Origin of the sequence: Algoriphagus lacus, assembly GCF_003583985.1 — a bacterium.
Lineage (GTDB): Bacteria > Bacteroidota > Bacteroidia > Cytophagales > Cyclobacteriaceae > Algoriphagus > Algoriphagus lacus.
Genome location: NZ_QXML01000012.1, coordinates 51,454 through 70,929 on the forward strand (window position 1 = coordinate 51,454; position 19,476 = coordinate 70,929).

The following is a 19,476-nucleotide window of genomic DNA, read 5'->3' on the forward strand; positions in this document are numbered from 1 at the left end:
TTGGAAAAGATAGTGATCCCCATGGCAAAACGCCAATATAGCTGAAAGAGATTCGTTTTCGGGGATTCAATTGTCACGATTAAGCTATCATTAACATGGTAGAGGAAAGAACCGAAATTTGATTCAGGGTAATGAACTCCAATCAATTTTTAGGTTGAAATCTTCACCTAAGAAACCTTAATTTTTTAGCATAATTCTTGCAAAAGGAAAGTTGGGTTTTGCCCATTTTCACTTCAATACCACTGATTTCTATGATTTTCAAACCCAAATTCCTGAGCCTTTTAGTATTTCTATTTGTATTAACCATTTCGTACTCAAATGCTTCCGTTTTGGTAGTTGGAGACTCAATCGGGGTTGAGCGGATAGGGGACAAAACCTTCATTCTACACAAGGTGACTCCACAGGAGACGCTTTTTGCCATTTCCAGAAAATACCAGGTTTCGGTAGGGGAAATTCAAAGCGATAATGAAGTTTTAAAACAAGGCTTAAAAATCGGACAGACTATCCGGATTCCATACATCGAAAAAAACGCTATTCCCACTGGTTCGACTCTTCACAAAGTAAATCCTGGTGAAACGCTTTTTTCCATTTCAAAAAAGTATGGAGTGACTGTCGATTCGCTTAAGCAGTGGAATAAACTCCAAGGGAATGACCTGAGTGTGGGGCAGGCTCTGATTGTCAAAGAGACATCCTTGGCCAACAATGCTCCAGGTTCCAATCCAACTCCAGTTGCCACTGCTTCTACCACAGTGGCTGCAACCAAATCAACGCCGACCGTAGCAGAAAACAAACCCGTAACCCAACCTAAGGCAGTTGAAAAGAAAGCAGAAGAACCAAAATCCAAACCCCAACCGACCAAGACTTCTACCCCTTCCTCAACTGAGACAGTAAATTCGACTCCAATCGCACCCGGAGAGTGGATTTCCCATACCGTTAAGCAAGGCGAAACCCTTTTTTCACTCTCTTCCCAATATGGTTCAAGTGTTGAGAATTTGATCCAATGGAATGCCTTGACTTCGAACAACCTTCGATCTGGCCAAGTAATTAAAGTGGGAAGGGCTCCAGAAGGACCTTCCACCGTACCCGTGGTTGGAACCCCTAAAGTGGCGGTTAGTACGGCTGAAATGAAAGTGGAACCAACCCCTGAAAACACCTCCGGGGGATTTAAAAATGTAAAAGAAACCGGCCAGGCTGAACTGATCGAGGGGACAGGAGGACATAAAAAATACCTTGTTTTGCATCGTACTGCACCGATTGGCAGCATCATGCGGGTGAAAAATGAAGAAAATGACATGACGATTTTTGCCCGGGTGGTGGGAACGCTTCCTGAAACTGGAGACAACTCCAAACTGGTGATCAAACTTTCTCAAGCAGCATTTGACCAACTGAAAGCCGTTAATCAGCGTTTTCCCGTGGAAGTTTTATATTAAATTCAATTGCTAAAAACATATTCCCAAAGGCCGGTTTTACCGGCCTTTTTGTTTTCCAGAATATCCTGGAATGAGTAATCCTTTGGCTTTGTTAATGGGCAGAAGTACCTTTGTGACACGAGTTCCCAATCATGAATAAAGTCCAGCTCTTTTTCCATCACACCTTTCGGTTTATCTGGAATGCCATTTTCATTATCAGTTACCCGATATTGGCCAGTTTTGGATTGCTTTTTATTGGACTGACATTTCTTTTTTCAAAGCTTTCCCAATTATTGACACGTCTTCGGCCCGAGGGCTCAAAAGTTGTATTTAAGGATGCTGAGTGGGAAACTATGCCCTATTCCAATGATTTATTGGAGGCAAAACTTTACAAACAGATCATGTTCGGTCCTTCCGGTTTTAAACTGAGAAGAAAAGATGGAGTGCCTTCCGTGTTGACCGATTTTGTGTTTGGAAACAAAGTCAGGGTACTCGACGAAGGCTTTATTTTGGAAAAGTGGAATACCGTGGACCCTAAGGACATGCCTGATTTCGACATTTGCCTTTATGATCCTGATTTGGATTCACTTCGGTCCTTGACCACCATCAAATGTTTTGATTGGCACGTTTCTGAGAAAGTGGAAAATGAACTTTCCTTCAAATGGTTTGACGGAATTCAGGGTGGAGAGGTGAAAGTTGCCTTGTGATGCAGGGATTGAAGGACTTTTTGGATGAAAAAGTAGCGCTGTATAATCAACCGGGCTTTATCCCAAATGACCCCATTTCGATTCCCCACCGCTTTTCCAAAAAACAGGACATAGAAATCTCCGGCTTTTTTGCGGCTATTTTAGCTTGGGGACAACGAAAAACCATCATAAACAAATGTCTGGAACTGTTCCAATTGATGGACAATTCTCCCCATGACTTTTTAATTCATCATCAGGAAAATGATTTGAAACCATTTTTGGAATTCAAGCATCGAACTTTCAATGATGTCGACACTTTGTATTTTATCTATTTTTTGAGTTGGTTTTATAAACATCACAAAAGCCTGGAAGAAGCTTTCCTGATAGGCCAAACTGGAGCAATAGATGCCATGGAGTCGATTTTAACCCAATTTCATGAGTTTTTTTTCAGTCTTCCAGAGGTTCCTAACAGGTCCAGAAAACATATCGCTACACCAGCCCGAAAAGCGGCTTGCAAGCGAATTGTTATGTACCTGCGGTGGATGGTGAGATCCGATGATCGGGGGGTGGATTTTGGAATTTGGAAAAATATCAGCCCGGCACAATTGATCTGTCCCTGTGACCTTCACGTCGATCGGGTGGGGAGAAAGCTTGGCCTGATTACTCGAAAACAAACCGATTGGCTAACTGCCTTGGAGTTGACAGAAAAGCTTCGCGAATTTGATCCCAAAGATCCGGTGAAGTACGACTTCGCACTTTTTGGATTGGGGATTGAGGAGAAGTTTTAGTCAGTGAATGGATAATAGTCCATAGACGGTAGTACTATTTGGAAAAGAAATGAATGTCTTTTTTCTCCATAAACCACCGCAAGTGTTACAGTTATTTTTGATACAAACGCTATGGACTATTGTCCATTGTCTATCCACTCTTAGTGAAACTTCTTTAGTTCGGGGGCCTCAGCGGTCGTTGAAAGTTCCTTGGCAAATCGATCCGCATACTTGTCCAGCAATTCCATCACCCGTTCTTGCTTGGGTGATTTGACGATCAGTCCGGCATGGTATTCCAAAGGAACTCTGAAGCAAACTTCCTCATCGTCAAAACTGCTTAGGTCCGGATGCTCATATTTTGATAGCGTCAATACAATCCCGGCGTAGTTTTTCTCGACTTTAGGTAGTTCGTATTTCTTTTCTTTGACTACAGCATCTTCGATTTTGGCCCACTCAGCCCAAAGGTTGACATTGGTAGCGGATTCAACCATTTCAGCCAAGTGCGCTCCACCTACGCGCGAGGCAGTTTCCAAAAAGTAGATATGTCCATCTTCCTTGCTCTTGATGAACTCGGTATGGGAAGCGCCATTTTTCAGACCAAATGCTTTCATAATCGCCTCATTGACCTTCCTGATGGCTTTGTCGTCATCCGAACCGTATTTCAAGTTGGCAGAACGGAAGATTCCGCCGCCTTGCGAGATCTCCATGGGAGTAGCTAAATACTTGGAAACGGTTAAGAAAAGTGTTTTCCCGTCCAGCTGAAGTCCATCTGCATGGTAAACGTCTCCAGGTTTGAACTGCTCCACGAGGTAATAAAGTCGGTTGTCTCCCAATTCATTGATTCTATTCCAAAGTTCCTCTTTGTTGTGAACTTTGATTATTCCATGGGCTGAAGCTTCCGAACGGGGTTTGAGCACCCAAGGTCCCGGCACATGATCCGCAAACTGATTGATGTCTGCGTCATTGAAGAGCGGAGAAAAAGGCGGGACCCGGATCCCTGCATCCTGCGCTTTGATTCTCATAGCCAACTTGTCGCGGAAATACCGACCAGTTGTTTGACCCATTCCCGGGATTCTAAGACTTTCTCTCAGGAATGCTGCTTTTTCCACATCGTAGTCGTCCAGAGCAATAATTGCCTCGATCTTGTGGTCTTTCATCAGCCCTCCAACTCCCTTTAAAAGCAAGTTCATATCCCAATCCAAATCCTGACCGGGCATGTAAAACACCTCATCGATGTATTCAAAAGCCCAAGGCTTATCCTTGAGTTTTTCTGTGGTAACCAGGAATACCCGGTTTCCCTGTTTTTTAAGCGCAATTAGGAAGGCATTTCCCTTGAAAAAGTTGGAAATGCACAGGAAGGTCTTGCTGGAGTCCATACTTACTGCAATTGGTTTTCAATAAACTTAAGCAATAAACTTACACCGTAGGCTGTGCCGGTTTTGGTTTTTGAAAATTCCGTATCAGAAAAAGCAACACCGGCAATGTCCAAATGCGCCCAGGCTTTATGTTCATGGATGAAAGCCTCCAAAAACTTGGCTGCCGTGATTGCTCCGGCAAAGGGTTTACCATGGTAGTTTTTGATGTCGGCGATTTCCGAATCCATCTCCTTGCCATAGTTTTCCCAAAGCGGTAAGGGCCAGGATTTTTCTCCCACATCTTCTCCTGCTTGCTGCAAACCATGTGAAAGTGCGCCGTCATTTGAAAAAAGTGCTGCGCATTCGTATCCGAAAGTCCCGATGGCGCTTCCGGTAAGTGTGGCGAGATCTATTACTTGATCCGCTTTGTAATTTTTGATCAGATAAGACAATCCGTCGGCTAAAATCAAACGGCCCTCGGCATCGGTGTCGATCACTTCAATGCTCAATCCGGCATGACTGCCAATCACTTCGGAAGGTAAATAGGCGTCTTTGTCGATTGCATTTTCCACTGCCGGAACGATAGAAGTCAGGTTAATTGGCAAATCCAAGTCTGCGATTAGTTGGGTGGTTGCCAAAACAGCTGCCGCACCGCCCATGTCAGACTTCATGTGGTGCATGCCTTGAGTTTTGACATTCAATCCACCGGTATCAAAGGTCACGCCTTTACCCACCAGTCCAAGATGGAATTTGGCCTTGGGATGACGGTATTCGAGAATGATGAATTTTGGGTCCTTGGCAGAACCTCTTCCCACTGCCAAAAATGCTTCCAGCCCTTCGGATTTAGCTTTTTTTGAGTCAAATACTTTAACTGAAACGTTTACTTTTTTGCTTAGATTTTTTGCCCAGTCTCCCAGATTTTCCGGAGTGATTTTGTTTGGAGGGAGATCAACAAGTTTGAATGCCTCGATTTTTGCTGCGGCAATTTTCTCCGCTCGTTCGGCCAGTGATTTGATTTTTTTTGCTTCAGATCTTACCTCGACTTTTAACTTATTGAAGTCTTTTGGTTTTTCCTTTTTGTAAAAACCAATGGAGTAACCTCCAAGCTGAAACCCAATGAGTGCAGCCTCCACTTGTTCATGAGAGAAAGAATCCGGAAAGTCCAAAATAACTTCTGATTCCAGAAGGGAAGAATTTTTGGATAAAACCCGCCGGAAGGAATTTTCTATGGTTTTGTATTCCGGGTTTTCTCCCAGTCCAAGAAGTAGGACCAGTTGATTTTCTGCCTCAAGGATATAGGAAGAATCTTTCTTACCTGAGAAAAGAGTCTTGGGAAGTCCTGAGTTTTTCAATTTTTCCTTCAGTATTTTCTCTGAATGGTCTTCGAAAACAGGGATAACCCTCAAAGCTGTGCCTGAGGGATTTTTTGGATTAATCTTGAATTGCATAAAAGAGGGTTTGGGATTTTACTCCGGTTTGTCACTGAAAAACAGCCATTCGATTGCTTTGGGAAACTCGTCGGACCAATAAGATTCATTGTGCTTGCCTTTTTCGTTGATCGAAAGGCGTACTTTCATTTTCCCTTGGAGACTTTCACGCTTGACAAGTCTTTTGCGAAGTTTAGTCACATGGTCCACCATGGTTTCACTTTCATCACCACCGGCATAGAGGTAAATTCGGGTTTCCTGAGGTTCGAAAAAGTCCAAAAATCCCAGTTTAATCTTTGGAATAACCCAAAGGGAAGGGGAAAACACCATCAATTTTCCAAATACTTCAGGATAGATCAGTCCGGAAAAGATACTGACCAACCCGCCCATGGAGCTTCCGCCGATTCCGGTGAAATCCCGCTCGGGCTTGGTCCGGTAAGTTTTGTCCACAAAGGGCTTTAGGGTGTCAGTAATGAACCGGATATACTGTTTACCGTGACCTTGGCCAAGGAGGGTTTTACCGACATTGTATTCTTGGACGCGTTCTTTCTCTCCATGCTCCACAGCAATGATGATAATCTTGCCAATACCGTAATCGGACATGACTGCCAGTTTTTTATCAATTTGCCAGTTGCCAAATTCAGCATTCTCGTTGAATAGATTCTGGGCATCGTGGAGATATAGGACAGGATAATGTTCGGTACTGGTTTGGTAATCGTGGGGGAGTAGAGCCCAGATTTTTCGGGTTTTGTTTAGTTGGGGAATTTGAAATTCCTCCGAAATCAAATGGATCTGTGGAAGTTGTGAGGGGCGATAAGGAAGCCAGTTTTTTCTCCATTTGGCAACTCTTTCAATCTTTACCGTCTTATCATCGTTCCAATGTCGATTGGGAGTCCGGTTACCATAGCGGTCAATTTCTACCTCAGACCAATCACCCTTTGTGAATTTATAAATCAATTCTCCATCGAATTCAGGTCCTTCTGGAAAGTTGAACTCATACTTGCCGGGTTCGATTTTCTTCATCTTGAACCGATAGTCCTGCGTCGCCCAGTTATTGAAATTACCGGATAAGTAAACAGGTCTTTCATCGTCTTCAGGAGATTGAAGGACAATCTTTTTGGTTCGGGTTGGTATATGTATCGAGGAAGAAACTTCTGAAATCATGGGTCGGAGGTGATGAAAAGGTGAACCCGTATTTCCAAAAATAAGTTTTGTCCCGCTAAGAATGAAATCTTGTTTTTCTTTAGGCAAGTTCAGTGGGTCGGAATCTGATTTCCTCGGGGTAGGGGAAGGCATGGATTAATTCACCGTTTCGGATCCTTTCCTGTAAAGAGCGCCAATATTCCGGTTCAAACAATTCCTTGTGATACTCCAAAAAATGTGGCTTAAGATCTGCCCTACCAATCATCCAACGTCGAAAATCCTCAGGAAAAACATCATTTTTAGCAATATCATACCAAGGCTCTGAGGCATAGATTTGTTCATAAGTTTCCGGTTTGGGCTTGGTTCTGAAATTCACGTCTCCGAGAAATTCGATTTCATCATAGTCGTAAAAAATCACCCTTTTCTGGCGGGTTAGCCCAAAATTTTTGGTCATCATATCACCCGGGAAAATATTTGCCTGAGCCAATTGGAGAATGGCCCGACCATAATCTTCCACCGCACGTTTGCCTTCCTCCAGGGAGCACGATTCCAGGAAAATATTGAGGGGAATCATTTTTCGTTCGGTGTATAGGTGTTTGATGACCAATTGATTGTCCTTAATCTGCAGAAGTGAATTGGTTGTGTTTCTCAGTTCTTTCATCAATTCAGGACTGATGCGATCAAGTGGTATTTTGAAAAACTCAAACTCATGTGTATCGGCCATCCTTCCGACTCGATCATGAAGTGAAACCAGTTTGTATTTTTCACGAACCTCTTGACGGGTCATGTTTTTTGGGGGCTCAAAGTGGTCCTTGATTAGCTTAAAGACGATGTTGAGGGAGGGAAGTGTGAAAACCGTCATGACCATTCCCTTGATTCCAGGTGCGATTACAAACTGGTCTTTGCTTGCTTCCAAATGGTATAGAAAATCCCTGTAAAACAGCGTTTTGCCATGTTTATTGAATCCAATGGCGTTATAAAGTTCGTGGATTTTTTTGTGTGGGATAACTGAACTTAGAAACCCCACAATTTGGGATGGCACCTCGGCCTCTACCATGAAATAGGATCGAGTAAAGCTGAACAAGTGACTCATCAGGTTGGGATCAAAGATGAGTGTATCCACAAAAACTCCCCTAGGTCCATTCAGAACGGGTATGATAAAGGGCATCCACTTTTTCCCTACATAGGTTCGTCCGATCAAGTAGGCTGCCTTGTTTCTGTAAAATACTGACCTCAACAGTTGAGTTTTCGCTCCAGCTTCTACTTGGTAGCGGGTCAGAATTACTTTTTTCACTCCTTCGATCAAGAACTGAACGTCCTGTTCTTTGTCCATAAAAGGAGCACCAAAATCGAAATCTTCAAGAATTTGCCTTATGATTTTTTCCAGGCCCATGGAAGCCGGGTAGGTTCTGAGCAATTCAGAGTTTTCGAGTATTTCACAGGAGTTGTACCCTTCCATGACATACATCAATTCCTCATCCAGAGGATTATTAGGAAAGGTTTTTCGAAAGACGGAATTAAAAAACGTCTCCGCCAATTCCACGTCAGGACGATTTGCAATCATTTCCTGATAGTCTTTTCGGATCAATGACCAGATTTGACGGTTATCGGAATCCGAACCTAGCATTTCCTGAAACACCTTGGTCAATTGAAAAAGAAGGTCTTTGTAAAGCCTAAGTCTTTGCCTATGATTGAGTTGAGTAGCCTGCCAGTTGCGCTGAGCAAAGTACAAAGGCGCCAATCGGGTATAGGCTTTGAAAGATTCCGTGTAGGTTAAGTAGCCTTCAAAAATTTTCTTGGCTAGAGGTAGGGCTCGCTGTGGCATAGGAAATTTGGTAGTAAAGATGAAAAATTAATTTTTTCCAAGATTGTAGTGCCGTATTTCCTTTTAAAATGTCTTGATTTTCTGAGGTTTATAGGGAGAAACAAACCGCCGAATAAAATTTTGAAAATTTTTCGCAATCGATTGTTTGGAGGGAATAAAAACATTTTCTACTTTTCGACTGTATTCATGAATTGAATATCTACAATAGGTTTAATAGGTTTGAGAGCAGGAAAAGGCCAGGATGATATCCAGGCCTTTTTTGTTTTTTGATCAATTACTTTTTCGAATAATCATTTGGAGATTTTCTCTTTATGCCAATTCTGATTTTTTTGGGTTAATCACCCGGTTTGATTTTTCAATCCCAAACAGTAGCTTCAATCTTTCATCATTTCCCTATGAGACAATTTCGGCCTTTTTTTCCATTAATAGGACTGCTTTTATCGGTTTTGATAATTGGCTGTGAATCATCTGACTCAACCAAAAGCGAAACCCAGGTAGTCCTTGATGTGGATGCCGAAAAACTTGTGTTGATGAGAAATCAAATCAACATTGGTCTGGACCAACGGTCAGCCTGGCAAGGTCATTGGGCCAAATCCATCGGGAACTTTGATGCCATGGCTTTTGAAGTTGCATTGACCGATTCCATTGACCCGATGGAAATGCCGGAAAAAAACCCCATTCTCTCTGGAGATCCACTTTTTCCCTATCAGCTCCCACATCCTGAGGGGAATGGTACGATAGATATTTATTCCTACAAAGTGGAAGCTCAGGAGGGACTCGATCGGCCATTTTTGAATCCTGATTCTGAGGTGATTTGGTATCGGGAGGACGGAATGAAAGAGCGATTGCTGTTTATGGGGCCTTCGGGTATGTTTGAGGATGGGCTATGGCTGAATGCTTCTGAGTTTATGGTCATGGGGTATTTTCAGGAGGAGGAAGGATTCAGGCCAATGATTTGGATTATTGATGTAGTAAATCATCGCTTCACTCAATTCCGAATGAATCAGGTAGCTAAAGACTATGTGCCTGAGTCTTATTTGGATAATAAATTGGTGTTTGTGGATTTGTCATAAAATGGATTTCGATCGACTGATCCAACTATTGGAAACCAAGCTGAAGGAACCGCTCCCAGGAAAAGAAGCCCATCTTAAGATGTCACCCCAACCTGTGGATTTGAGGAGGTTTGAACCCAAACTACCCGAAAACCATCGGAAAAGCGGTGTATTATTATTGTTTTATCCCACTTCCGAAGGTTCTTTTTTTCCGTTAATTAAACGTCCAATATATCCGGGTGTTCATAGTGGTCAGGTGGCATTTCCAGGCGGAAAAATGGAGCCGGAAGATGAAAATATTGTTCAAACGGCCTTGAGAGAAGCTGAGGAAGAAATTGGAATAAACAGATCAAAAGTGACTATCCTCGGAAACCTGAGTGATCTGTTTATTCCCACCAGTAATTTTTTGGTCAGCCCTGTTGTCGGATTTACCGAACAGAAGCCGGATCTAATACCAGAGGAAAAAGAGGTCTCCAGAATTATTTCCACCAAATTACTTCAGCTTTTTGATCCGATGGTCAGAAAACAAAAAGTTCTGGAGTTAAGGCCAAACTTACTTCTGAATACTCCCTATTTCGATATCGACGGAGAAATTGTCTGGGGGGCGACTGCTATGATTCTAAGCGAATTGATCCAAATCCTGAATCAGGAAAATCGTTAAGGTTGGTCTTTTTGGCCATTTGTTGGTATTGTTGTACTTCATTCCTTAATCCTTTCCCATGGAAAAAAGCGAACCTTTAATCAGTAATGATGCAGTAGTATTTGGGTTGCTTATGGCAACTTTGGCTTTTGTATTTGCGACCTCTGCCAGCAAGAAGGCTTTTTGGGTAAAGTTTTACACTTATGTCCCTACTGTTTTACTGTGCTATTTTATTCCCGCAGTATTCAATTCGCTGGGACTTATTTCAGGTGAGTCCTCCAACTTGTATAAAGTTGCTTCCAGATATTTATTGCCGGCTTCTTTAGTGTTATTTACGATCAGCATTGATTTAAAGGGAATTCTCAGGCTGGGGCCAAAGGCATTGACTATGTTTCTGGCTGGTTCAGTTGGGATTATGTTAGGAGGTCCGGTTGCTTTGCTGATTGTTGGCTTTTTTTATCCGGAAATCTATTCAGGCACTGGTGCAGACGAAATTTGGAGAGGGCTTGCGACCATTGCCGGCAGTTGGATCGGAGGGGGAGCCAATCAGACAGCGATGCTGGAGGTTTTTGGCGCCAGTCCTACTTTGTTTGGCCAGATGATCGCAGTGGATGTATTGGTAGCCAATTTTTGGATGGCCGTGCTGCTTTATTGGGCAGCAAAGCCTGAAAAACTGGATAAAATTCTAAAGGCTGATACTACAGCCATCTATGAATTGCGGGACCGAATAGCCAAGCACAGGGAGGGAATCATGAAAATTCCAAGTCTTGGCGAGTTGATGTTGATTCTTGGATTTGGTTTTGGGGTCACGGGATTATCCCACCTTTGTGCAGATTTTTTGGCACCATGGTTTGAAACCAATTATCCAGAGCTCAATCAATATTCACTAAATTCCGCCTTCTTCTGGATTGTGGTAATTGCCACTACTGCAGGGCTTTTGCTTTCTTTCACTAAAGCACGAGATCTTGAGGGTGCGGGTGCCTCTCGGATGGGAAGCGTGCTACTTTATGTATTGGTAGCGACTATTGGGATGCAGATGGATTTGGGTGCGGTGCTGGACAATCCGATATTGTTTTTGGTCGGAATTGTCTGGATGTTATTCCATGTTTTGATTATGATTTTGGTAGCATGGTTGATCAAAGCGCCGTTTTTCTATGTGGCAGTGGGATCTCAGGCCAATGTAGGCGGGGCTGCATCGGCTCCGATTGTGGCTTCAGCTTTTGACCCTTCTCTGGCTTCAGTTGGGGTTTTACTTGCGGTATTGGGTTATGCTTTAGGGACTTATGGGGGCTATCTTTCAGGATTGATAATGCAGGCTATTTCAGCAATGTGATGAGAATTAATCGAAAGCTGGTTTTCATCTGTAACGGTTCTGATTGCAAAAAATCAGGTGCTAAAAAAATCCGAAAGGAACTAAAAGATGCTGCTATAAATGGATCGCTCAAGGGACATTGTAAGTTTTTTCAGACCAAGTGCATGGATATGTGCAAATCGGCACCAGTAGTCATTGTCGATGGCCATTTTTGTAAAAAGACTGACGCAAAAAAAGTAATGGACCAAATTAAAAAGGCCTGATTTGATCAGGCCTTCTTAGAGTTAAAGTTTGGTCACTTTGACAGCTGTCCCGCTGACGGTAACCATCAGCATGCCGTCCCGGATGGTTTCATAATCAAGGTCAATTCCAACTACTGCATTTGCTCCGAAAGCTCTTGCCTGCATTTCCATTTCGGACATAGCGGTTGCCTTAGCTTCCCGCAAGACTTGTTCATAAGCAGAAGAACGACCTCCGACGATATCTGTAATGCTTGCAAAGAAATCTTTGAAAACATTCGCTCCGATGATTGTTTCGCCGGAAACTATTCCCAAGTATTGGTCAATTCGGTGGCCTTCCAAAGAGTTGGTTGTGGTAATGATCATGGAAAAGAAGTTTAAGTTACAGTTAGTGTAGATTAAATGCTGAGACGTGATTGATGCCACCAGGGTTAAACTTGAATTGAAAAAACTGGCATTTTTTTCAACATCATATATAATTCCGATAGGTGTTAAACTTTTAAATAAAGGTGTTTTTCGTTTGTGTTTGAAATTTTCTTTTCAAATATTACCTATCATTTTGGTGAATGCGATAAGCGTTCTCCTAGTAGTATCTCTCTAAATTCATGAATCAATTCCAACAGTTTGATATTTCTGATTTTCTAAATGAGATCCAGGAACCACTGTTTTTGATGGATTCGGAGGAGATCATTTTTTTTAATGAATACTTCCGCCAAAACTTCAGGCTGATTAAGGATGCTTGGAATAGTTATTTTGATCAGCCTGATCTAATTAGCGAACTCGAAGGTTTTTTTGTTTCAGGAAAATTGCCCAAAAGTTTATTTATCAATCACCTGATTACACCGGAAGGCAGAAAAGAACGGTTTGAATGGGCATTTATCAATCTTCCTTCCAGTTACAATTCCCGGTTTTTGATAGCAAAAGGAAACCGAATCAAAATGGAAAGTTTGGCTCAGACCGGCCGAATATTATCCCCAGGTGGGACAATCACCGAGGAACTCCATTACATGCAAAGTATTCTCAATAACAGTCATGACCTGATTGCAATTCTGGATCAAAGCGGTACTTATAAATTTATAAGTGATTCTGTGTCGGATAAATTAGGCTTTTCGACCGAAGATATTGTTGGGAAAAATTTCCGTGAATTTGCAGCAGATGGAAAAATTGAACTTGTCAAAGGAGATTTCAAAGAAGTATTAAGTTCCAAAGACGAGGTAGCCATCGATTTTTGGGTGAGACTAAAAGATGGGAGACGAATATATCTCGAGAGTTTTGCCAAAAATCTCCTAGACCATCCTCAAATCCAAGGAATCATTTTCAGTTCAAGGGATATTACTGATTTTATCCTAGCGGAAAGAACACTGCAGCGCAGGTTTGAAATTGAAAACCTGATCAATCAGATTTCATCAAGACTGATCAATGGGAGTTTCCGGGAATTGGAAACCGAGTTCTTTGCAGCCTTATCTCGATTTGGAGAATTTTTGAAGGCTCGAAAAGCAGAAATTCTTGTCTTCAATCAAGAAACCGAAGAACTGGAAGCCTTGAATTCCTGGTCTTCGGAAAAGGAGGGAAATCAACAAAAACTGCCTTCCAAGGAGGAATTGACTTTGATTTTTGAGAATCAACATTTCCTGGACAAGGGAAAAGTCAGGCTCCTGACGGTAGAATCTTCCAGGGACGAAAAGGCATTTAGAGGAGCAGCTCATTCCAGAATTTTGGTTCCGATGATTTCAGGAAACAGACTTCTTGGAATTATCCGTTTTGAGATGGAATCCCTGGACTTTCCATTTGAGGAAAAGGAAATTCAAGTACTCAGACAGTTGGGGGACATTATGGCTGGTGCTTATTTGAGTTGTCAGATGACAAGGAGATTGGAGCGAAATGAAAGCCTTTTAGTCAATACTGAAATTTTATCTCACTCCGGCTCCTGGAGGTACAGTACTTTCAAAAACCGGTTTTACTTTTCCGGAGGACTGGCTAATTTATTTGGGCTGGGAAATCAGCCGAGAACTGAGGAGTTTTCTTCTCTGATTTTCAGGATTGATAAATCCTCAAGATTGGAGTTTATAAAGAACTTGCGAAATGCAGGGAATGAGTTGATTCATACCTCCGGTGAGTTTACCATTACCGACAGACAGGGGAAGGTTAAGTTTATCCGGTATGAAATCGAGGGGAAAAAGGATTTTTTGACCCAAGGACTGGAGGTTTACGGGTTTTGCACAGACATTTCTCATAAAAGAGCCTCAGAAAGTTATCTGAAGCTCCAATCTCAGATTTTGGCTCAGGTTAGTGACCCTATTTTGGTGACCAATCTGGATCTTGAAGTGATTTACCTCAATGAAGCGGCATTTCAACTCTGCTGTCCCGAAACTGCTCGGGATTTTGATGGACATTTCTCCGATTTGGTAACAGTCCATTGGGAAATAGATGATCACCTTGACCAACTTGTCAGCAAGCTCCAACTCGGGGAGGTATGGAAATCCGAGCGTTTTATTCAAACCAAACACACTCATTATTCCCCATTCGAAATTTCGATTCAGGCGATCCATGCCGATGGCAGCGATAAAATTGGCTATTCGATCATTTTGCGTGGATTGGAAGAGAAATACAAATCAGAACAACTAGCAAAGCGGGCCCAGCTTATTGTGGAAAACAGCCCTGCGGTATTGTTCAGAGTAGATCCTAACGAGGGTTACCAGATTCAGTATATCTCTGAAAATATCAGTCGATTTGGATATGATGCTGCGTACCTGATTGGTAATAAAATTTCCTTTTTGGATTTGTTGCATCCGGATGATGCTAATAGAATCCGGGAAAATTCCATCAAACAGGCCACGCCTGATGGTATTCAGGCGTTTTCAGGAGAGTATCGGATCAAAAGTGCTTCGGGAATTTTCGTATGGGTAGAGGACCGCACCCGAGATGTGATTTCGGATTCGGGAAGAATCGTTATCCACGAAGGCTTGTTTCAGGACATTTCTGACCGGAAAAACCTCGAGGCTATCCAGTCACAGCGGGATAAGCGATACAGAGTCTTGGCAGCAAATATTCCTGGTACCAACATCTTTCTGTTGGATTCCCAACGGACCTATATTTTGGCTGAAGGAACCAACTTTGAGAATTGGGGGCTGATGAGGGAAGACTTTGAAGGCAAGAAATTGAGAGATGTTCAACTGACTCCCTACAAAGAAATCAGTGCAATTCTTAATCGGGTATATGATAACCAGGAAATCGTTGAGACAGAGTTTTTCTTCAAAGGAAGGTACTACCACCGGACTATTAGACCGATTGTTGAAAATGGAAAAGTGGAATATGCCTTGAGCATAGTCAGGGATATTCATGACGAGTACCAAGCAAAACTCGACCTTCAGCAATCTGAAGAGAAATACCGCCGCTTGGTGGAAGAGTCAACAGAGATCATTTTCTCACTTACAGAAACATTCCTGTTGCATTACGTTTCTCCCAATGTCAAGCAGTTTTTAGGTTATGAATCACAAGAGGTAATAGGCAGAAGTATTTTTGATTTCCTCAACCCTGATGATTTAGGGGTTTTTCAGGAAATGCTGGATGAAAGCAATGATTTTCTAGCCAAGAATCAATACCTCGAGTTCCGGCTTCGTCATAAAAACGGTGAATATCGGGTATTCAACTCCAATGGTAAACTCATTGAAGACAAAAGCGGAATTCACCGATACTACACTGGTGTGGCGAGGGATATTTCCAAACTCAAAGAAACGCAGCGTGAACTCCTTTTGGCTAAAGAAAAAGCAGAGCAGGCATCTTTGATCAAATCTCAGTTTTTGTCGGTAATGAGTCATGAAATCCGAACTCCAATGAATGCGGTAATCGGATTGGCTCATTTCCTTATGGAGGAAAACCCACGCCCAGATCAATTGGAAAATCTGAAAACCCTTCAATTTTCTGCAGAAAATCTGATGGCTTTGATAAATGACATTTTGGATTACAATAAGATCGATTCCGGAAAGGTTGACTTGGAGCGGATTCCATTTGATCTTAGAAACATTGTACACCGGATTGTTCATTCACATAGTTTCCAAGCCGGAGAAAAGTCCCTGAAAATCAGCTGTGAGATAGATGAAGGCATTCCCCAAACGCTATTCGGGGATTCTTTGAGATTAGGTCAAATCATCAATAATCTCGTTTCAAATGCCATAAAATTTACCGAGAAAGGATTTGTCAGAATTTCGCTTTCCAGAGAATTTACCCAGGGCAATCTTACCGAAATACGATTCGTATTCGAAGATTCCGGAATAGGGATTCCTGAGAATAAAAGAAAATCAATTTTTGAAGCGTTTACTCAAGCTTCTTCATCGACTAGTCGAAAATATGGAGGAACTGGTTTAGGCTTGGCAATTGTTAAGCGCCTTATTGAACTGCACGGTGGTGAAATCGAGGTAAGGGCCAGGAAGGGTGGAGGAAGTGTTTTTGAATTCACCTTGCCGTTCGAATTCATCGATACTAAAACGCTGGAAGCTGAAAAAGCAGGGAGGTTAAATAGCCAGAGGTCACTGGAAAATGCCTCTATTTTGGTAGCAGAAGACAACATAGTAAACCAAATTTTGATCCGGAAATTCCTTACAAAGTGGAATGCAGGAAGGCTGGTGATTGCATCGGATGGACTGGAGGCTTTGGAGAAATTCAATTCAGGGAGGTTTGATTTGGTGCTATTGGACTTACAAATGCCGGAATTGGATGGTTTTGCAGTGGCCAGAGCAATCAGGGCCCAGGCCGATCCCGAAAAAAGGAATGTACCCATTCTGGCCTTGACTGCAGCCTCACTCAATGAAGTAAAGGAGGAGTTGAGAATCAACGAGATTGATGATTTCATTCCAAAGCCTTTTACTCCGGAGACTCTTTTTGAAAAAATTCTCAAACATCTCAATCCAAAAGATCGGCGCTGAATAAGGGTTTAGCATTAATTTTGCCAATAAGGAGGCTGAATAAACCTGCTTCTTATCAAACCTGCTTCCATGACCCTTTTCAGAAGGATTTTATTTTCCTTTTTACTTTTATCGATTCCGATTGTCATTCATGCTCAGGGGCTTATCAATAAGCGTTCTTCATTTTATGGATTTACCGGGGTTTCCGGAGCCAATCTTAGGCAGTTTAACGAAATGCTCCAAGACCGGGGTTTGTCGCCACTCCGAAATAGATATCGGTCTTATGGATTGGGATATCAGGCTAGAATTAATGATTTTATTCTGGGATTTGAACTTTCCCAGCATCAAAGCAAAGCCAGTGAATTGGATGATTTTGAAATCCGGTATCGAACCTCGAGAGCATTGTTTAATGTCGGCTATTCTTTGACAGAAGAAGGAAGATTTCAGTTGATTCACTATATGTCTTTGGGTATGGGGTACCTGAATTTTGAGATGCTACCCGCTGAGACAAATGAAAACTTAAATCTTTTTCTTTTGGATCCGAAAGAGGGTTTTGTCCTTAGGGAAAATGACATTCAAAAAGGAACACAGTATTTCGGTGATTTTTTGACTGAAATCGGGTTTCAGTTGAGCTATGATTTTGATCTTCCAGGAAGAAAAGAGGCAGTGCAGGTATTGGCAAAGGTGGGGTATTCATTTAGCCCATTTGAGGGTAAATGGCAAATGAACGGAATGGCTTTCGACAATACCCAAGCTGGAGCTTTTGTCAGGGTAGGTGCCGGGATTTCACTTCCTGAGCGAAATTTCTTTTATCGGGACGCCACAGTTGGAATTTCTTTGTTCCGGGGAATTCACTTCGATGAACCTGATGCGCTAAACAAGGAACTGGAAAAGAATGGCTATTTGCCATTAACAGGGACTCCATCCAATTGGGGTTTGAGGATTTTGGGTGAAACTGATGGGTGGCTTTATGGTGTGGATGTTTTTAACCTGGCTATGGATGGCCCTGCTTCCAACTTTCAAAACCACACGCTAAACAGCCTTAGAGTCTATGCCAACGGAGGGATGAAGTTCTTTCAGTTTAAGAATTTCGCTATCGGAGCAATGGGAGGACTGGGATATGGGAATGTGCGGTATACCCTGAGTCAAAATGAGAAACCGGACTTTCCAGAGCTATTTGAGCAACGGGAATTTGACGGTTATTTAAAGAATTCAGGAGTAATGGCCAAACCTGAAGTGTTGGTAGAATATGGAATTCCAATGACCAAGCGTAAGTTTTTTGATTTGGTGGTAAGTGCTTCTGCAGGATATGAGTTGGCATTTCCAAACTATAAATTAGGAGAAGTCCCTATGGCAGGATTTCTCTCGGGTCCTATTGTGGGACTGAGCATCGGGATTCGTCCCTGATTAGTGAAAATGAATTGATTCCATAATTAAATCGAAGGAATTGAAACCATTGACCCGCTTTTTTAGCAAAATGCTATTACCTTTGAATTGCTTATCGAGAAAGACCGAGGGAAGGGCCCTGCGACGTCTTAGCAACCTGTAATTAAGGTGCTAACTCCCATTCCGGAAATGCCGGAAACAGATGAGCGGACAAGTACTAGTACTTTTCTCCGTGTTTTGCTCGATTGGCTTTTTGAACTAACTATCTCAAGATGCAAAACAAAACGGAAACCCTACTCCAAGCTATTCAAAACCGGATTTTGATCCTTGATGGAGCAATGGGTACCATGATTCAGCGGTATAAATTATCTGAAGAGGATTTCAGAACAGATGCTCTCAAAGATCATCCTAAGTCGCTAAAAGGAAACAACGATTTGCTTTCGCTTAGTCGGCCTGATATTATCAAAACTATCCATCGTGAATACCTGGAAGCAGGTGCAGATATAATCGAAACTAATACCTTTTCGGCAACAACAATAGCCCAGGCCGATTATGAACTTTCTCATTTGGCTTATCAGATCAATTTCGAATCCGCAAAAATTGCGCACGAGGTAGCAGATGAGTTTACTGCAAAGGAACCCTCCAAACCCAGATTCGTGGCAGGGGCAATGGGTCCGACTAACCGAACGGCTTCTATTTCTCCTGATGTGAATGATCCCGGTTACCGAGCGATCACTTTCGATCAGTTGGCAGAGGCCTATGCCGAGCAGGTGAGGGGATTGCTTGATGGTGGGTCCGACATCATTTTGATCGAGACGATTTTTGACACCCTCAATGCCAAAGCCGCTCTTTATGCCGTACAGGAAGTATATGAGGAGCGAAATATTCCGCTTGATCCCAAAGAAGGCGGAATTCCAATTATGATTTCCGGTACCATCACGGATGCTTCAGGTCGTACCCTTTCAGGGCAAACTACTGAAGCGTTTTTGATCTCCGTTTCTCATGTTCCTTTGCTTTCTGTTGGACTTAACTGTGCTTTGGGAGCCAAAGAGCTTAGACCCTATTTGAAGGTTTTAGCTCAAAATGCTCCTTTTTATGTCTCTGCTTATCCAAATGCGGGGTTGCCGAATGAATTTGGCGCTTACGACCAGGGAGCCAACGAAATGGCAGATCAGGTACGTGATTTTTTAAAAGAAGGCATGTTGAATATTCTTGGTGGCTGCTGTGGAACAACACCGGATCACATTCGTGCCTTGGCCAAGATGGCTGCCGAGTATAGCCCCAGAAAAATTGAAGAAGTAACGGAAGAGGAGGAGAGCAATGTCTAAGCAGAA

General features: G+C 42.5%; 15 protein-coding genes and 1 riboswitch. Of the genes, 10 read left to right on the forward strand and 5 right to left on the reverse strand.

Features of this window, described 5'->3' with window-relative positions; translation table 11 throughout:
- Positions 1–251: 251 nt before the first annotated feature.
- The 3 genes from D0X99_RS18195 (at position 252) to D0X99_RS18205 (ending at position 2,883) form a co-directional block, all read left to right on the forward strand.
- Positions 252–1,430 carry a LysM peptidoglycan-binding domain-containing protein gene (locus D0X99_RS18195; RefSeq protein ID WP_119479292.1) on the forward strand — a complete coding sequence of 393 codons (1,179 nt, stop codon included), beginning with the start codon at positions 252–254 and terminating at the stop codon, positions 1,428–1,430.
- A 131-nt stretch (positions 1,431–1,561) separates the two neighbouring features.
- Entirely contained in the window at positions 1,562–2,116 is a 555-nt protein-coding gene (locus tag D0X99_RS18200; protein WP_119479293.1) for a hypothetical protein, read from the forward strand.
- Positions 2,116–2,883: a TIGR02757 family protein gene (locus D0X99_RS18205; protein WP_119479294.1), complete on the forward strand. Its 768-nt coding sequence runs from the start codon at positions 2,116–2,118 to the stop codon at positions 2,881–2,883. The genes D0X99_RS18200 and D0X99_RS18205 overlap by 1 nt, the downstream gene beginning before the upstream one ends.
- A 140-nt stretch (positions 2,884–3,023) precedes the next feature.
- Here the strand turns inward: D0X99_RS18205 and D0X99_RS18210 are convergent, their stop codons facing one another.
- From D0X99_RS18210 to aceK, 4 genes are all read right to left on the reverse strand, one after another.
- On the reverse strand, positions 3,024–4,238 hold the full coding sequence (locus D0X99_RS18210) for an ATP-grasp domain-containing protein (RefSeq protein WP_119479295.1): 1,215 nt from the start codon (positions 4,236–4,238) through the stop codon (positions 3,024–3,026).
- A 2-nt stretch (positions 4,239–4,240) separates the two neighbouring features.
- On the reverse strand, positions 4,241–5,665 hold the full coding sequence (locus tag D0X99_RS18215; protein ID WP_119479296.1) for a leucyl aminopeptidase family protein: 1,425 nt from the start codon (positions 5,663–5,665) through the stop codon (positions 4,241–4,243).
- 18 nt (positions 5,666–5,683) lie between these two features.
- Positions 5,684–6,808, reverse strand: a complete 1,125-nt coding sequence (locus D0X99_RS18220; protein WP_119479297.1) for an alpha/beta hydrolase — start codon at positions 6,806–6,808, stop codon at positions 5,684–5,686.
- A 79-nt stretch (positions 6,809–6,887) separates the two neighbouring features.
- Positions 6,888–8,612: a bifunctional isocitrate dehydrogenase kinase/phosphatase gene (aceK, locus tag D0X99_RS18225; RefSeq protein WP_119479298.1), complete on the reverse strand. Its 1,725-nt coding sequence runs from the start codon at positions 8,610–8,612 to the stop codon at positions 6,888–6,890.
- A 530-nt stretch (positions 8,613–9,142) separates the two neighbouring features.
- Here aceK and D0X99_RS18235 point away from each other — a divergent pair.
- The 4 genes from D0X99_RS18235 to D0X99_RS18250 are packed head-to-tail and all read left to right on the forward strand — an operon-like array spanning position 9,143 to position 11,879.
- Positions 9,143–9,685 carry a bifunctional isocitrate dehydrogenase kinase/phosphatase gene (locus tag D0X99_RS18235; RefSeq protein ID WP_158587732.1) on the forward strand — a complete coding sequence of 181 codons (543 nt, stop codon included), beginning with the start codon at positions 9,143–9,145 and terminating at the stop codon, positions 9,683–9,685.
- A gap of 1 nt (position 9,686) precedes the next feature.
- Positions 9,687–10,325 (forward strand): NUDIX hydrolase, encoded by a 639-nt coding sequence (locus tag D0X99_RS18240; protein WP_119479301.1) that lies wholly within the window; start codon positions 9,687–9,689, stop codon positions 10,323–10,325.
- Between the two features lie 58 nt (positions 10,326–10,383).
- Positions 10,384–11,637, forward strand: a complete 1,254-nt coding sequence (locus tag D0X99_RS18245; RefSeq protein ID WP_119479302.1) for a DUF819 family protein — start codon at positions 10,384–10,386, stop codon at positions 11,635–11,637.
- Positions 11,637–11,879, forward strand: coding sequence for a (2Fe-2S) ferredoxin domain-containing protein (locus D0X99_RS18250; RefSeq protein ID WP_119479303.1), 243 nt, complete (start codon positions 11,637–11,639; stop codon positions 11,877–11,879). The genes D0X99_RS18245 and D0X99_RS18250 overlap by 1 nt, the downstream gene beginning before the upstream one ends.
- A 21-nt stretch (positions 11,880–11,900) precedes the next feature.
- Here the strand turns inward: D0X99_RS18250 and D0X99_RS18255 are convergent, their stop codons facing one another.
- Positions 11,901–12,221 carry a YbjQ family protein gene (locus D0X99_RS18255; protein ID WP_119479304.1) on the reverse strand — a complete coding sequence of 107 codons (321 nt, stop codon included), beginning with the start codon at positions 12,219–12,221 and terminating at the stop codon, positions 11,901–11,903.
- 239 nt (positions 12,222–12,460) lie between these two features.
- Here D0X99_RS18255 and D0X99_RS18260 point away from each other — a divergent pair, with 239 nt between their 5' ends.
- The 3 genes from D0X99_RS18260 to D0X99_RS18270 all read left to right on the forward strand — a co-directional run bounded on the left by D0X99_RS18260 (position 12,461) and on the right by D0X99_RS18270 (position 19,470).
- Positions 12,461–16,777 (forward strand): PAS domain S-box protein, encoded by a 4,317-nt coding sequence (locus tag D0X99_RS18260; protein WP_119479305.1) that lies wholly within the window; start codon positions 12,461–12,463, stop codon positions 16,775–16,777.
- 69 nt (positions 16,778–16,846) lie between these two features.
- Positions 16,847–18,163, forward strand: coding sequence for a hypothetical protein (locus D0X99_RS18265; protein ID WP_233553756.1), 1,317 nt, complete (start codon positions 16,847–16,849; stop codon positions 18,161–18,163).
- Between the two features lie 88 nt (positions 18,164–18,251).
- Positions 18,252–18,351: riboswitch (SAM riboswitch) on the forward strand.
- Between the two features lie 63 nt (positions 18,352–18,414).
- Positions 18,415–19,470 (forward strand): homocysteine S-methyltransferase family protein, encoded by a 1,056-nt coding sequence (locus D0X99_RS18270; RefSeq protein WP_119479306.1) that lies wholly within the window; start codon positions 18,415–18,417, stop codon positions 19,468–19,470.
- The last annotated feature ends 6 nt before the right edge of the window (positions 19,471–19,476 follow it).